A 15,724-nucleotide genomic window follows, 5' to 3' on the forward strand; every position below is an offset into this window, starting at 1 on the left:
GCAGCACATTTTTGGGATAAATACCCATATCCACATGGTGACATTTAATCAATCCCGGCCGCTATGACCCTCATACACGCCCCGAAGACCTAGGCTCTGCAGACTTCCCGGCCGCTGATATTGATAGTGAATTGATTTTATGGCGCATCACCTTCAGGGTGAGGAAGACCATGTAGAATTATGAGCAGTGCCGAACCATTATCCCTCCTGTATCCGGTTCATCCTGATCATATGCAAATTGTGGATAGAAAAGCCTGGATCCGGCACATCGGCACAGCTATTATTATATCGCAGACCCAGATGGAACTAAAGATCCCTTTCACAAAAATGGTATAGAGCCAATCTTTAGATTTTGTATATTTTTAGAATTCTTTCTTCATCAGCAGGACATGAGGAATTCCATCTGACATCCTCCCACAGCGAAAGTCGTGGGGGGGTTCCTCTATAAGATCTATTCGTGTTCGGTTTCATACCTTGTAGATGCTCGCGCTGGCCTACGTGCTCTGCATGAACCTTCAAGGTCCAGGACCCCCCGGTGAGGTTTCCCCAACAAAGCAGGTTGACCGCAGGGCGGGAAATCGCGCTGACCATTCGTGGCCAGATCGGCAAGACGAGGCCAGCCTCGTAGAGATGTCCTTGGAAGATATTGTACGTGCCACAAGATCGGCGTTCAATGTGGAGCCACGGTGAATGAACGCCCCGCCGCATACCGTGCCTTCTTTGCCATTCTGCCATATATCGGGCTACCGGAAATAAGGCTGGCATTAGTTTTTGCAATGCCCAAATCCGGCGCCACAACATTGCCATTTTCCCGGTATCTTACCAGCATCCGATGGATAATGTATGAAAACCAACTCCGGTATTCGATCCATAATTCGTGTGAAATCTAATGGATCTGAAAACCGGGGTCTTGATGAAGAAATATAGAGACCTCGAACTTCCCTCGACGGAGGTTGAGGTCTCTATGCCAGCAAGCACCGGTTCAACAACCAGCCCTGAGGCAATTTTAAGTATATCGGATGGCGCCCGCGATTTCAAGACCCTTGAGCAGAAGTGCTTTGATTTGGGGATGGCGCTTGCAGCCCAGATATTTGAGAATGTGATTATGTGCCTTGATGAGGAGCTAGCCAGGACGAGGCCTCGCACACTCAGGAACAAGGGAAGTAGTGAGCGTAGGATTCAGACGATCTTTGGTGAAATAAAGATCAAGAGGCATAGATACCGAGAAGAGATACGGGAGGACGGCAAGCTCAAGAAGGGTGAGTATAGATATCTATTGGATGAGGCCTTGGGACTTCCGCCGGAGGAGAGGATCTCGCCAGGTTTAACTGAGGCTTTGGTGGAAGGGGCGGTAGAGGAACCATTTCGCCAGGTAGTTGAGAGGCGGCGGGAGGCAGGGCTTCTCACACCGAGCCATACCACAGTGCATACTCTCACGAGAAAGCTTGGGGAAATGGTGTCTCGCGAACAAGAGGAGGAACGTCGGGCTGTATTTGAATATGCCCAAGAGCTTCCTGGGGAGAAGAAGGAAGTAGCCTGTTTATTCCTTGAGGCTGATGGCACGATGGTACACCTCCAGAGGGAGGAGCAAAAGCTCGGTGAGGTCAAGATTGGGCTTTCGTATGAGGGCTGGGAGGAGCGCACGCCTGGGAGCAAAGAATATACACTTGTGAACCCCATGGTAAACTGCGGGATATTTTCTGGTTCTGATGCGTTTTGGGAGACGACGGCTGCAAGACTATCCAGAAAGTATGATCTCGATGATAGCACGTATACGGTTTTAAGCAGCGATGGCGCCGGATGGATAGATGGGGCTAGGCATTGTTCGACGATGTACAAAAGTCACAATGAATAAGCGGGCTCACATTATCGCAGTATCGTAGGCTCGTAGGTTACGCTAAGGATACATGCACTTGGTGCATGGCTACATATGAAAGGGGGTGGTGTAACAAGATAATATTACAGAATATGTCAGCCTTAATATATCGAGTGCTGAACCTTTCACATGGGCCTCCAGATTCTTGCTGGTCATTGACCATAGCCTTTTCCCGCCACTGAATCTTCTTTCATGCTGCACCATGTTCTGCTTCGCCCATCCAACAAGCCGCGAGTGTCAGATAATAGGCGATCTTTGACAACCAAATTCTATCCTGGACTATGCATATGCCATGTGCGATGAGCCTGGCAGCCGCCGGGCAGCGGAATCTTTGAATTTTAGGCTTTATTATCTATGGTTCCAGGATTGGACCAGACATAGGGTATATACGAGTTACAAGGTAGGGATGTGGAGGCAGCAGTCTCTAGACTTCAAACCTGAATTTGGACATACAAGCTCGAACCAATAAGTTGCGCCTAATGCACAGGCATCCACGACGGCCTTGCCCAGGGTGCGCCCGGATTTCGCTGCAGCTTTGGAGTTAGCCACCCCTAGAAGGTTGCGCGCTGGGCTGATAGGGGGCTGCCATGTACGGAACAAATGCGATTGGCTGCATGTTTGTAGTCATAGTGGACGATGGAGGAATGAACCCCTTTAGTCCTCGGGTACGTCCGGCGACATGATATACCAGCCAGGCAAGGGAGCTACTCGAAGTGGGAGCTCAAAATATCATAATCTACCGTAAGGTGGATGAAAAGGGCCTGATAGAAGTTGACTTATGCCTCTTGACACCCGAACCTAGATTCTATGAAAACCGGAATCAGGATGGCATCAATATCGATAATATACGCTCAAGATCATCTTTTGAATAGTAATCTATAACTATTTTCCCACGTTTCTCACCTGGGCTTATGCGCACACGAGTACCAAGGGTACGCCTCAGCCGATCTTCAATATCTTGCAAAATTGGATCGAGCGCCATCGCGGCTACTTCTTGGGCTGCAGATTTTTCCCGGGCAACCAACCTTCTTACGAGTTCCTCTGTTTGCCTTACAGATAACCCTCTCTTTACAACTAATTCGGCAGCCTCGATCTGCTGTTCAGGGTTATTAAGGGCGAGAAGAGCCCTGGCATGCCCCATAGATAATGTTCCACGTGAAACATTGTCTTGCACATCCTCAGGCAGATTAAGAAGCCTAAGCGTATTTGCTATGCCTGACCTGCTGCGCCCCACGACCTCAGCAAGTTCCTCCTGAGTCAGCCCGAACTCATTTATTAGCCGATGGAACGCCTGTGCCTCCTCAATAGGCGTCAAATCTTCCCTCTGAAGGTTTTCGATGAGCGCCAGCTCCATCATCTCAATCTCATCTACATCGCGGATCACCACTGGAACCATGCTCAGACCCGCTCTTCTCGCTGCGCGCCATCGACGTTCACCAACGATTAGTTGGTATCCGCCCTCGAGAGGTCTCACCACTAGAGGTTGAAGAACTCCATGTTGCCGAATAGATTCGACTAGCTCCTCTAGCTTGTCTTCATCAAACTGTCTCCTCGGCTGATACGGATTAGGCTGGATCAAATCAATGGAGATTTCCGTGACTTGCTCTTTCATCACATTGGTTTCATCCGGAATAAGAGCTCGAAGTCCTTTCCCCAGACCCTTCTTTACCATCTTACCTGCACTGCAAATGTTCAGGCATATGCCTATAAGTGAAAGCAGCGCTTCCTCCCTTACTGAAGAAATGAATTAGCAGGTCCCAATCGAGGGCTAATGCCAAATGTCATGGATCAAAACACTCCCTAGTCCCCATCAGATGATGCCCCAGAGCGCCCCACACCCTCGAGGAGTAGGCGATGAAATCTCGATGTAAATAACACAGACCGGTATTCGGCAGTTGAAACCAACCTTTTCATCCATAGTTGCCATAGATGGAAGTTGACATATGGTACCGCATTGGAAGTAAGTCCATTTACGCTAGATATTCTATCTCATCTAAAGCTGCCGTCTCAACGATGCCAGCATCTGTTCCGAGAATAAACAGATAACATTATCATCCTTTTGACGGTGCTGCCGCGGTAGTATGAGGGTTCACCTCAAAGATGTCCCCGGTGTTGGCGGCATTCTCATACTTCGATGGTGACGGGGAACGCCCCATATGGTCGATTAATCCGACAAATATGCCCCGTGATTTCTCCCTGTCGGCTGGTGCGACCTCGCCCGCATGGGGGGTCTATCTCGAAGATAACCAGAATCGTTCGGGGTCCCATAAGCCCCATCCTTATGCGCCGATTACTATGGCAAATTCATGTATTTCATCCGCAGCTCTTGTCGGCGTCCAACCTCATCCAATAGCACAGACTTGGATGTCAGCCCGCCACCCCAACACCGGAAGTAAGGTCAATCATCTCATGGGCCAGGTTTCTATATGCCTCAGCACCCTTTGACCGGTCATCATATAAAATTATCGGCATCCCATGGCTGGGCGCCTCACTTAGTTTTACATTTCGCGGGATGATATTCTTGAACACCTTCCCTTTGAAAAAGTTTTTTACTTCTTCTATCACCTGCTGCGAGAGATTTGTCCTGGGATCATACATAGTAAGCAGGACCCCCTCGAGATGCAAACCAGGATTCAGGTGCTTCCTGACAAGCTCCAGCGTACTCAACAACTGGCTTAGCCCCTCGAGCGCATAGTATTCACACTGGATCGGAACAATCACCGAGTCACATGCAGTCAGGGCGTTTAGGGTGAGAAGACCGAGAGATGGCGGGCAGTCGATTATGATATATCGGTAGCCCTCCCTCACTCCCTCTAGCGCGCGCTTCAGCCTTATTTCCCTGGACATCATCGATACCAGTTCGATCTCGGCTCCTGCGAGCTGAATTGTAGCAGGAACCACTGCTAAACCCTTGACCGCAGTATCCAAAATCAAATCCTTTATCGGGACATCATTAACCAAGACATCATATATACAGCGTTTAACTCGCCCCTTTTCGACTCCAACACCGCTACTCGCATTACCCTGGGGATCTATGTCTACCAGCAAGGTTGGATGATTCAGTGCAGCAAGATATGCGCCCAAGTTAACCGCCGTTGTGCTTTTGCCTACGCCACCCTTCTGATTTACGATCGCCATTACTCTTCCCATGATATCGCCGTGATGCGATCACCCACTCACAAGGTGGGAAAAATCGCGGCTTCCCCCCTTCTGGAATAGCTAGATTACCAAATGCGGGACCCATCTCATGACTCAGCTAGACAAACCATTCACTAGGGAAAAAATAACCGAGAGCCCAATGGACACCCCGGGATAGACAACCGCCCATTGGAATTCTGCGTAACCAAGGCCGAAGAATTTCGGAATCTGGATCTCGCCATTTCATCGGATGCCTCTGACAGAACCACGACCGCCCGGATTCTCCGACTGACCGCCTGTATCGGCCTCGGATCGATTAATCCTGATAATGAATTCTAGCCACCCATCAATCTCCCTCTCCTCGAGTCTCGCGGGAATCCCAGCCCGTCGTAATTCCTTTACAATCTGCCGAATTGAATTCGTAAATAGGCGAATATCCTTAAATGCTCTCACCAATCTCCTCTGGGCCACAACAGGCTTCTCGGGCTCCTTTGTAGCGAGTCTCTGTAATAGGACATCAACAGCCTGATCTGTCTGACTCACCGTGAGCCCTGAACTGCAAATCTCCTCCGCCATTCGCATCTGAGTATCAGGGTCTGGAAGCCTTAGCAGCGATCTCGCATGCCTTTCAGTAATCATTTCCCGGGCAATATACTCCAGAACCTTATCAGGCAGCCTCAATAGCCTGAGCTTATTGGCGATGGTCGACTGGTCCTTTCCAACCTTTTGTGCCACTTCTTGCTGTGTGAAACCAAACTCCTTGATCAATTTCTGGTAACCGCGAGCCTCTTCGATGACCGTGAGGTCCTTCCTTTGTAGATTCTCAATAAGAGAGATCTCGGCCGCCTGCACATCGTCCATCTCCTTAACGATGGCCGGGATAGTCTTGAGGCCGAGCAATCGACAGGCGCGTAGCCTCCGCTCACCGACTATAACCTCATACCGATCACGGATACGGCGTACCACAATTGCCTGTATTACCCCATGCTGCTTTATAGATTGCGCAAGCTCTTGAAGTCCCGCCTCATCGAATTGCTCGCGAGGCTGGTACGGGCTGGCATCGATAAGATCAAGAGGAATATCCTGAATCTCGTCCCCTTTAGGTCCCTGCCTACCTCGCTTAAGACCGATCATGCGGGCGATCTCGTCCTTCACAAAATACGGCGCAAAAAGCTTCCCATTAGCTGGGAGGAGGAACGCGCCTGCCTCCTTTCCTTTGCTCCGAATGGGGAGCAAGACATCACATCCCATTCCATTCGTCCGGCATCGAATCCCGCGGCGTCGGAGACCCCAGCACTCAGGCGTGGGGAGGAGACGCGGCTCTCTCCCTTTTCAGACTTGTACCCTCGGAGGGGCGGCGCCGAGCATTGCTCTCCTTACAAAAATTCTACAGCGGCCTTCTTTCGAAAGCACCGGCCTCAACTCCGCATGGCTGTTTAACTCCCGAAATACAGAGCCTGGAGCTGAAGAAGCACCCATGGGTGAGACTTTTGGTTCTCACGGATACCATAGCCCCGCCGGTCTTGCGGCCGGTGGCGGATGTTAGGCAGTTCCGGGCCTGCGCCTCCACTTCGTCGTAGACCCCAGCGTTAGTCATGGGTCCGCTGACCGGATGGATCACGATCTCTCCGACGGCTAGACCTTTTTCCTAGAGCCAAATCCATTATTATTTCTTCTTATTTCGTCACCCCGGCAGCGGTTCCTTCCTTTTAGCCGGATGAATTTGATCACCCATTTGGGTCATTTTCAGGGTGATATTAATCACGAAATATGTTGGAAGTTATTTCCATACTGCAGGGATGAAGGCACCATCGTAGATTAATGATAAGCATATGGATACCAGAATTATGATCTCATAAGACAGGGGGTAATGTATGGAATCATAAGGGCTTCTTGGCCGGTATCCCTGGCCTCCTAGGATAGCGGACAGGACATGGACGCTGCTTCCTTATTACAACCAAACGTCGCAGCACCTGCCCTAAAGGAAGGGTAATTTCGTCAACCTTCTCTATTTCGCCTCCCGTCTCTCCAAGTGCTCTGCTTGCGTTAGCTATTTCCTCTTGCGCCCCGGGCCCTTTCATCGCAATGAAGATACCGCCGACCCTCACTAGCGGTAGACAATACTCGACAAGAATAGATAACATCGCCACGCCGCGCGCCATGGCCACATCGTACTTTTCCCTATGCGAATCTTGTCGGCCCAGTTCTTCGGCCCTTGCCTGAATAACCTGCACATTTTCGAGCCCCAGTAAATCTGATATATATCGAACATAGTCGGCCTTCTTGCCGACCGATTCAACTAATGTAAAGTGAAGGCAAGGATAATGGATTGCCAGGGGAAGCCCGGGAAATCCTGCACCTGTACCCACATCTACAACTTGACCTGATCCCATTTCATGCAATATCCGACTGCATAGGAGAGAATCAAGAATATGCTTTATGGCAAATTCCTCCGGTTTGATAATACTGGTCAAGTTGATGGATTCGTTGAACTTCATCAGCTCCTGGTACATTGAAGCAAAAGTCTTTACTTCATCATCTGACAACTCCATTCCCAGGCCGCCCGCGCCCGACATGAGAGTGTGCATGAATAGCCGCATGTCCTCATCGCCTATTACGCTACTCCCTATCGACTTGATGTCCTGCAAGCGCGCACCCTCCCGATCTTCATGCCGGATGTCTAGGGGCTCCCATCCTAGCTAGCCCGGCGACCGACCTCATCTATATTTTGACCAGACCGAGGTTTTTCAACCTCAGCAGTGTCCCCCTCTTCTACATCATAGTCTCGGGATCCTTTCCTTCGATCCAGGCTCCGCAAATAAATCATGAGCATTGATAAGTCTGATGGTGAGACTCCGGATATTCTTGCTGCCTGCCCCAAGGTGGCCGGCCTTATCTTGGAGAGCTTCTCCCTAGCCTCACGCGAGAGTCCCCTCATGGTTCCATAGTCAAGATCAGGGGGGAGCGCTCGTCTTTCCATCCGAAGCATTCGCTCGGCCTGCTTCATCGCTCTATCAATATATCCCGCATATTTGGCCTCGACTTCAACCTCCCTTATAATATCAGAAGATAATGTTGGTCTCTCAGGGTCAACCGGCGCCAGGTCGGAATAGGTGATCTCAGGTCGACGGAGAGCATCCAGAAGGCTAGAACCAACTGATTGACCTAACGGGCATGGTATATCTGAGGAGGCCCTGCGCCCCCCGATTACCGTTCTAGAAAGCCGTTGCAGCTCATCCTTGATTTGCCGTTCCTTATGCCTTATTCGCTGGTACCTCTCCTTAGATAAGAGACCCACACGCATTCCAGCCTCCGCCAAGCGGATGTCGGCGTTGTCTTGACGCAATAGCAGCCGATGCTCGGCACGGCTTGTCATCATTCTATATGGCTCAGCTGTCCCCTTCGTGACAAGATCATCGATGAGTACACCAATATATGCCTCAGCGCGATTGAGCACCAGCGGATCCCGACCCTTCACGAACTGAGCCGCGTTGATCCCGGCAATGATGCCCTGGCCGGCCGCCTCCTCATATCCCGAGGTTCCATTTATTTGTCCCGCGCAGAACAAGCCCGAAATGCCCTTCACTTCCAGGGTGGATTTGAGCTGCGTGGGGTCGATACAATCATATTCGATGGCATATCCAGGCCTCATTATCACAGCCTCCTCAAGCCCAGGAATGCTGTGAACCATTTCCACCTGGACATCCTCTGGCAGACTGGTCGAAAGGCCACTGATATAATATTCATGCGTATCGGCACCCTCAGGCTCAATGAATATCTGATGACGCTCCCGGAATGGAAATTGGACCACTTTCACCTCTATAGAGGGGCAGTATCTAGGACCCGTGCCATGAATGGCGCCTGTATAGAGAGGTGCCTTGTCGATGTTGAGACGTATCAGCTCATGAGTCTTCCCCGTGGTATAGGTCAACCAGCAAGGCAACTGCTTTCCAGGAGTTGAATCAGTCTCAAACGAAAACCCGCAGCCAAGGTTTTGAGCTGGAATCACCTCCATGCGTGAGAAATCGATAGAAGATGCATCAACACGTGGAGAAGTCCCGGTCTTGAATCTCATCAGCCTGAGACCAAGGTCTACAAGACTCTTTGTAAGTTCAGTAGCAGCATGCTGCCCTTGAGGTCCTGATGGGAAATTTATATTCCCGATATGGACACGGCCTCCAAGATAAGTCCCTGTAGTTAGAATGACCGCCTTCGCGTGAAACTCCATCCCGGTAGATGTTACAACACCAATCACCTGGCCGTTCTCCACCAATATCTTATCCACAGTCGCCTGCCGGATATCTAACCCTGGTTGCGCTTCAAGTATCTTGCGCATTCTGGCCTGATAGGCTTTCTTATCTGCCTGCGCCCTCAAAGATTGCACGGCCGGGCCTTTACTGGTATTAAGCATTCTAAGCTGAAGGCAAGTAGCGTCTATGTTTTTCGCCATCTCTCCTCCAAGGGCGTCAATCTCCCTGACGATTTGCGCTTTTCCAGGCCCCCCGATCGATGGGTTGCATGCCATTAATGCGATATTCTCTAGATTTAAGGTGATTGCAAGAGTCCGGCATCCAAGCCTGGCGCTGGCCAATGCAGCCTCGCATCCCGCATGCCCTGTCCCAACAACGATTACATCATAGTTCAACCATATCACCTCCCTTACTTACCAATACAGAATTCCTCAAAGATCCTATTGATGACATCCTCAGAGACGGCTTCCCCCGTAATCTCTCCCAATCTATCGACCGCCTCTCTGACATCGACCGCGACCATATCGATTGGCAGTCTCTGCCTTAGCGTGTTCAGGGCGGCCTCCAGGCTCTCCTTGCTCGCCTCTAGCACCCTGATATGCCTTATGTTACCAACGAGCGGATCTGCCCCGGCCTCCACACCCCCGCCGGATACCAAATCAAATATCCGGTCCTCCAGCTCGGAAATCCCCTCATGATTCAAAATGCTGGTATAGACAATGGGCGCACTACCAGCCAGCCTTACCATATCATCACGTGTAACCTTTACCCCAAGATCTACCTTATTTAATACTATAATAGTAGACCTTTCCTTGATCTTCTCCCAGATCATTAGATCCTCATCATCCAGGGGACGAGAGCTATCTATAACAAATATGAGCAAATCTGCCCTCTCAAGCGCCGCAACAGCCCGGGTAACACCGATAGATTCGACCGCATCCTTCGTCTCCCGTATCCCCGCAGTATCAATGAGGCGGACCGGTATCCCACGAATAACGGCCACATCCTCCACCGTATCCCTAGTAGTGCCCGGAATATCAGTGACAATTGCGCGTTCGCTCCCAAGAAGAGCGTTCAGAAGACTTGATTTCCCGACATTAACCTTGCCAACTATGGCAATCGATACACCTTCCCGTAGAACCCTTCCCCTTCTAGCGTCATTTAGCAGTCCACCTATCTTCGCCATGGCTTCCTGACATCTAATACCCCATTGATCCATATCTATTTCATCTACATCTTCGGGAAAGTCTAGACGGGCCTCAAGGTCCGCCAGGAGCCCGACCAGGATATTCCGAATTTCGCGAATCCTATCTGAAAGCTGACCAACAAGCTGCCTTGTGGCGCGTTTTAGCGCAGCATCACTTCTCGAGCGAATGACATCAATAACGGCCTCAGCCTGGGCGAGATCAATCCTTCCATTCAAAAACGCCCGCCGGGTAAATTCACCGGGCTCCGCAAGCCTCGCCCCCTCTTTCAGAATGAGCTCGAGCACTCGTTTGAGGGGCTGGGGGCCTCCATGGCAGTCTATCTCTACCACGTCCTCACAAGTATAGCTGCGCGGACCGGGCATGATCAACAGCAATACCTCATCTACAATATCGCCAGATTGAGGATCAATGATCTTCCCATAGATCATGCGTCTCACACGCGAAGGTCTGATATACTTGCCGGAATGAGTCCGAAATAATCTTCGAGAAATCAGAATAGCTTCTGGTCCGCTGATACGAACTATCCCAATACCACCCTCCCCTAATGGGGTTGATATGGAAGCGATGGTATCAGAGCGTTCACTCTGAATTTCAATCACCCCCCTCTCATCCACGCACGCCTCCGGTATAGCCAAAAATGCAACGCCCACACGAGGATTTCCCGGGAAATAAATCTAGATATTACGCACCCGGTACTCCATAAGCATAATTAAGCTGCGGATCTCCAGAAAGAGAAACGCAGCCTTCTTCTATAATTTTGTTAAATTTACATTACTTTATCTACTATGGCTGTGGCGCCTGCCAATGTTGCGCCCCCGGAAAGGTGGTGCACCTTTCGGCCTACCTATGTCTTGGCAAAAATGCCAGATGGAACCCCTCAGACAATTAATCTCAATCCGCAAATCCTGCGTCGAATCATCTACGCCTTGGACCGACAGGAGAAATCACGATTCTTCGCCTGGGTTCCTCTCCTTCGCTATGGCATGAAACGCCCTCGATATTCTGGAGGGCTAGATGGACCACCCGGCGCTCCATCGGTGTCATCGGTTCAAGGGCGATCCTGCGACCATCCCGCTTAACCCTATCGGCCACCCTAAGGGCGAGACTCCTCAGTGCATCCTCCCGACGATGCCGATAGCCCTGCGCATCCACCACAAAACGGATACGATCCTCACCCTCAGGCAATCCGCCATCTTCCCTCAAAGTCCGGCTAGCCACAAGGTTGACCAGATACTGGATGGCATCTAAAGTTTGACCTCTTCGACCAATGAGATTTCCCAGCTGACCTCCCGATATATTGAACCTAACTGCCCCATCAATCTGCTCAGTCTTGATCTCACTTATCGACATATGCATCTGATCAAGTAGACCCTCCAGGAATCTCTTCGCCCGGCTGATGCTGTTCTCTACCCTTTCTTCGGGCCGTGGCGCCCGCGGAATAACAAGCACCTTTGCCGGCCTAGCGGCAAATCCTAAAAATCCTCGAGTCCCTTCCTCCAAGACCTGGACATCCACTTCGTCCCGGCTCAACCCCATCTCATTCAATGCTGCCCTTGTGGCTTCCTCAACAGTCCTACCTGTCTTTTCTACCGCCTTCATCCTGGATCTCGACCCCCTTCACCCTGAGCTTCTTAGGGATGCTGCCCTTCCAATTGGGGTCCGCAGCAACGTCTCCCCGAGTACCTGATTCACCTTCCCGAACCTTTCTAGCTTCAAGCTGACGCGCAGTAATATATTGCTGAAATATAGAGAATATATTAGTTACCACAAAATATATCCCAATGCCTGAGGGCAATCCTATGGTAATCCACGCCATAAAAAAAGGTCCAATGAAATTCATGACCTTTTGAGATGGATCTGTGGAAACCATTATACCTTGGATATATGTGGTGATACCCGCAAGCGCCGGCAAAATATACATTGGATCCGGTTTACTCAGGTTTTGAAGCCACAGAAATGGTTCCGCTGCAAAGGAGTAGGTCCGGAGCGCACTGAAAAGCGCCCATATAAAGGGTAACTGTAATAAAAGCGGGAGACATCCTCCCAGAGGGTTGACCTTGCTAACCCTATACAGCTCCATTACCCTTTTTTGATATTCTTGCTGATCATCCTTGTATTTCTCCTGCAGCTCCTTCAACTTAGGCTGAAGGGCCTTCATTTTCTCCATAGACTCGGTCTGCTTCCATGTGAATGGATAGAGGATGACACGGATGACCAGAGTTAAGGCGATGATCGCCAAACCATAATTTCCGCTTACCTTGTATAAATACTCGAGAGCCATCCGCATAAGATTAGTTAGCCCCAAATACAACCCCTCCTCCATTCATATGGCAGCAGTACATAAATTCAAGGGCGAACCTGCCTGCAAAGTCATATCTATCCACAACCGGCATCCTGAAACCATGCTTGCCTCGCACACGAATCGATAAGTGAACCGGATCGCAGTATACTATATATTAGCATGAAATCATACTATATTGCATCTCAAGGCACTGGATCGTACCCACCTGGGTTGAATGGGTGGCATCTCATTACCCGAAGTGCAGCCAGTCTGCCGCCCTTTAGCAGGCCATGCTTCTGGATGGCCTGAATGGCATAAAGGGAACAGGATGGATAAAAGCGACATGAAGGCCTTAACTTCAAGGGAGAAATCACCAGACCATAAAACCGAAGAACCATAATCACTAGCCAGCTGATGGCCCTCCCTGCGATCCCGCAGATTTTATACCCCATTATAGCTGTTTTCCTCAGGGTCAATCGCCCCACATTTTGCCAGGAGCATAGCCAGAGATGCACAAATCTCCGAAAACTTAGCCGACTTGATTCGATGCCTAGGGATGATGACAACATCCTTATATATCTTAGGTGAGCCAATTCCTTGTCTGAATGCCTCCAACACGCGCCGGCGCACCCTATTACGCTCTACTGCCCCACCGATTTTCCGGCTCACTATTATGCCCATCTTACCCGCCCTTCCACCCGCAGGATGGGCATAAACCACCAACAATCTATCAATGCAGGAATGCCCATGGTCGAGGACCTGCCTAAATTCCCGCCGATTCGAAAGCCTTTTTGTCATCCCGTATAACTCCGCCTAGATGTGAGAAGGCCTTGAACACCATTCCAATGCGACCTAATCAAGCAGTGAGTCTCTTTCTTCCCTTTTGGCGCCTTCTCTTTATTACCAGGCGACCCGCCCTGGTGGCCATCCTGGCGAAGAAACCATGTATCTTGCTGCGTCTCCGAACCTTCGGCTGATAAGTTCTTTTCATGTTCAGCACACCCCTCTAATTCTCGCATAGCCTCCAACTCTCTGCCAGGATCGGCCTCCTGGCTGAACGAGCCATGTCAGTAAGATTATAGCCTAGCCAATAAAACAGTGTCAAGGAGCCGAGACTTCGTGGCAAAAGGGGGATACAGCGTCAATATCGTCCCTATCTCTAGAAGACCAGGGCCAGGCTCCTGCGCACGGTAACAAAAGGGGTGAAATAATCCCTTCACATAGTCAATGGCCGTGAAATATGGCATATAGATGTGAAATGAGCTTTTCGGCATCCTACATCTCCTTTTCGCCGCTCTGCATCCTCCGCGCCAGTTTTCCACAGCCCATTCCACAGATGTCTGTCGTCCAGCATCTTCGGCATCCTATCACGACTTGCCCATCGGGCGCTTATTTGCTATTATTTCTATGGGATGGACAGGATAGTACCTTCTTCCACATTTATTCTAACTTTAATAGGATTACCACCTATCCACGAAATTATTCACAACTTGTGGATTATCCTGTGAATAACCTGTTGATTAAAGGCAGTCACATTCTATGGCGTTTCCGCCGCTTTCCGAAAAGGGTATGTGGAAAATGTTAAATCCCTGCTAGAACGTTTTTTATTGAAGAAAGCCCCCGTCTATTGGGGGATATATTATCCACAAGAGCCGTGGATAATTTGTGGATGTACTGTCGTTAATCCGCGTCTTACCGTGAGTTGCTTGGGTTTTTCACAGGTGTGGAAAACTTTGTGGATAAATTATAGACGTCGCCCGAAGCCGTTTTTGTTGGATTTCCATCATTTGAAAGAGGATAAGCATGTCCGGACGGTCCTGCGATCCTAGGTTGTTATCTATGGGTTTTGATTATCCACATTTTCTGTGGATAATGTGTTGATAGATGCGGACTTTTCACATAGATGGAAAATCAAATGGGTACAGCAATGGCAATTGCCGCGATTTTCGCCATATAGAGGTGTTTTCTCGAGGGGGACGAGCATAAGATGGCGGCCTTCCTTTCTCGCTTTTTCAGAAGGCGAAGTGATATAATACCAACCGGTCCTGATAGGAAGGATCCTGATACCCACAGAGCCGCACACACTGAGACCGGATCCAAGCAAACCTACTCTGTACGTCTGGCGGTTTATGACTCCCTGGCTACTGTGCCCCGGGTGATTGATTTCACATCCGGGGAGATATCACAACTCCTAGATGATCTAGCAAACAAGACCTACTCCCTTTCCCATGAAAGGGGGGGGAAGATACCGTATGTCGCTATCAAGGAGATCATTGAAAATCTGATGCATGCTGAGTTTAAAGAGGCTGTAATAAGCATATTGCCTGACGGAAATACTATAAGGGTTTCAGATCAAGGCCCCGGGATAGCAAACAAAGACCGAGCATTTCTTCCGGGATTTACCACGGCCACCGGTTATATGAAACAATATATTCGGGGAGTGGGATCAGGCCTGCCCATTGTCAAGGAATCTCTCAATATATCTGGCGGCTCAATAGTCATCGAGGATAATCTCAGAAGCGGATGCGTCGTAACGCTGAGTCTCTCACAGGGGGGCTCCAGGGATCTCACTTCCGAACAGGATGAAAAGATGGTGATGAAAAGCGGGAAGGAGGAAAATGTAGCTGCACGGCGCACATCAAAAACCGTTCCGACGGTGGAAAATCCGGAAACGGGAGATAAATTCGATGAAAAAAGACCTGTGGATATTCCCGTCGATTATGAAAAGCTCAACAGCGTGCTTTCTCAACGGCAGAAAAAGGTATTTCTTCTGATCGCTGACGTGGGTGAAGCAGGCCCATCCACCGTCGTAAAAGAATTGGATATGAGCCTGAGCACTGCATACCGGGACCTCGTGACCTTAGAGGAATATGGGCTCTTGAGTAGCGTGGATAATACAGGTAAGCGGAAACTCACTGAAAAAGGTCTGGCATATCTATCCCATATGTTTCAGTGATGAAGAGACCCAGGA

Annotated in this window: 13 protein-coding genes; 2 read left to right on the forward strand and 11 right to left on the reverse strand. The window is 49.9% G+C overall.

The window, feature by feature from the left end; all coding sequences use genetic code 11:
- Positions 1-913: 913 nt before the first annotated feature.
- Entirely contained in the window at positions 914-1,855 is a 942-nt protein-coding gene (locus tag HPY52_13490) for a hypothetical protein (protein ID NPV81263.1), read from the forward strand.
- Between the two features lie 841 nt (positions 1,856-2,696).
- Here the strand turns inward: HPY52_13490 and HPY52_13495 are convergent.
- The 11 genes from HPY52_13495 to rpmH all read right to left on the reverse strand — a co-directional run bounded on the left by HPY52_13495 (position 2,697) and on the right by rpmH (position 13,744).
- The gene (locus HPY52_13495) at positions 2,697-3,548 is read right to left on the reverse strand and encodes a ParB/RepB/Spo0J family partition protein (GenBank protein ID NPV81264.1); all 852 of its coding nucleotides are present in this window, start codon (positions 3,546-3,548) and stop codon (positions 2,697-2,699) included.
- Between the two features lie 695 nt (positions 3,549-4,243).
- On the reverse strand, positions 4,244-5,026 hold the full coding sequence (locus HPY52_13500) for a ParA family protein (GenBank protein ID NPV81265.1): 783 nt from the start codon (positions 5,024-5,026) through the stop codon (positions 4,244-4,246).
- Positions 5,027-5,257: 231 nt separating this feature from the next.
- Positions 5,258-6,148, reverse strand: a complete 891-nt coding sequence (locus HPY52_13505) for a ParB/RepB/Spo0J family partition protein (GenBank protein ID NPV81266.1) — start codon at positions 6,146-6,148, stop codon at positions 5,258-5,260.
- A gap of 746 nt (positions 6,149-6,894) precedes the next feature.
- Complete coding sequence (gene rsmG / locus HPY52_13510) at positions 6,895-7,662, reverse strand: 16S rRNA (guanine(527)-N(7))-methyltransferase RsmG (protein ID NPV81267.1); 768 nt, start codon at positions 7,660-7,662, stop codon at positions 6,895-6,897.
- 47 nt (positions 7,663-7,709) lie between these two features.
- Positions 7,710-9,668, reverse strand: a complete 1,959-nt coding sequence (gene mnmG / locus HPY52_13515; protein NPV81268.1) for a tRNA uridine-5-carboxymethylaminomethyl(34) synthesis enzyme MnmG — start codon at positions 9,666-9,668, stop codon at positions 7,710-7,712.
- 5 nt (positions 9,669-9,673) lie between these two features.
- A complete protein-coding gene (mnmE, locus tag HPY52_13520) occupies positions 9,674-11,062 on the reverse strand; it encodes a tRNA uridine-5-carboxymethylaminomethyl(34) synthesis GTPase MnmE (GenBank protein ID NPV81269.1) in 1,389 nt (462 codons plus the stop codon).
- Between the two features lie 325 nt (positions 11,063-11,387).
- Positions 11,388-12,071, reverse strand: a complete 684-nt coding sequence (locus HPY52_13525; GenBank protein NPV81270.1) for a protein jag — start codon at positions 12,069-12,071, stop codon at positions 11,388-11,390.
- Positions 12,046-12,759, reverse strand: coding sequence for a membrane protein insertase YidC (locus HPY52_13530; GenBank protein NPV81271.1), 714 nt, complete (start codon positions 12,757-12,759; stop codon positions 12,046-12,048). The genes HPY52_13525 and HPY52_13530 overlap by 26 nt, the downstream gene beginning before the upstream one ends.
- Positions 12,760-12,956: 197 nt before the next feature.
- Positions 12,957-13,169 carry a membrane protein insertion efficiency factor YidD gene (gene yidD, locus HPY52_13535; GenBank protein NPV81272.1) on the reverse strand — a complete coding sequence of 71 codons (213 nt, stop codon included), beginning with the start codon at positions 13,167-13,169 and terminating at the stop codon, positions 12,957-12,959.
- A gap of 25 nt (positions 13,170-13,194) precedes the next feature.
- Entirely contained in the window at positions 13,195-13,551 is a 357-nt protein-coding gene (rnpA, locus tag HPY52_13540) for a ribonuclease P protein component (protein NPV81273.1), read from the reverse strand.
- Positions 13,552-13,609: 58 nt separating this feature from the next.
- Positions 13,610-13,744, reverse strand: coding sequence for a 50S ribosomal protein L34 (gene rpmH / locus HPY52_13545; GenBank protein NPV81274.1), 135 nt, complete (start codon positions 13,742-13,744; stop codon positions 13,610-13,612).
- Between the two features lie 996 nt (positions 13,745-14,740).
- Here rpmH and HPY52_13550 point away from each other — a divergent pair.
- Positions 14,741-15,709, forward strand: coding sequence for a hypothetical protein (locus tag HPY52_13550; GenBank protein ID NPV81275.1), 969 nt, complete (start codon positions 14,741-14,743; stop codon positions 15,707-15,709).
- Positions 15,710-15,724 lie beyond the last annotated feature (15 nt).

It is taken from the genome of Bacillota bacterium, from assembly GCA_013178415.1.
Classification (GTDB): domain Bacteria; phylum Bacillota; class SHA-98; order Ch115; family Ch115; genus Ch115.

Coding starts and splice junctions, on each gene's coding strand:
- HPY52_13525 (NPV81270.1), bottom strand. CDS start 12,071: ATGAAGGCGGTAGAAAAGACAGGTAGGACTGTTGAGGAAGCCACAAGG.
- HPY52_13530 (NPV81271.1), bottom strand. CDS start 12,759: ATGCGGATGGCTCTCGAGTATTTATACAAGGTAAGCGGAAATTATGGT.
- HPY52_13490 (NPV81263.1), top strand. CDS start 914: ATGAAGAAATATAGAGACCTCGAACTTCCCTCGACGGAGGTTGAGGTC.
- rnpA (NPV81273.1), bottom strand. CDS start 13,551: ATGACAAAAAGGCTTTCGAATCGGCGGGAATTTAGGCAGGTCCTCGAC.
- HPY52_13505 (NPV81266.1), bottom strand. CDS start 6,148: ATGATCGGTCTTAAGCGAGGTAGGCAGGGACCTAAAGGGGACGAGATT.
- HPY52_13495 (NPV81264.1), bottom strand. CDS start 3,548: ATGGTAAAGAAGGGTCTGGGGAAAGGACTTCGAGCTCTTATTCCGGAT.
- HPY52_13500 (NPV81265.1), bottom strand. CDS start 5,026: ATGGGAAGAGTAATGGCGATCGTAAATCAGAAGGGTGGCGTAGGCAAA.
- rpmH (NPV81274.1), bottom strand. CDS start 13,744: ATGAAAAGAACTTATCAGCCGAAGGTTCGGAGACGCAGCAAGATACAT.
- HPY52_13550 (NPV81275.1), top strand. CDS start 14,741: ATGGCGGCCTTCCTTTCTCGCTTTTTCAGAAGGCGAAGTGATATAATA.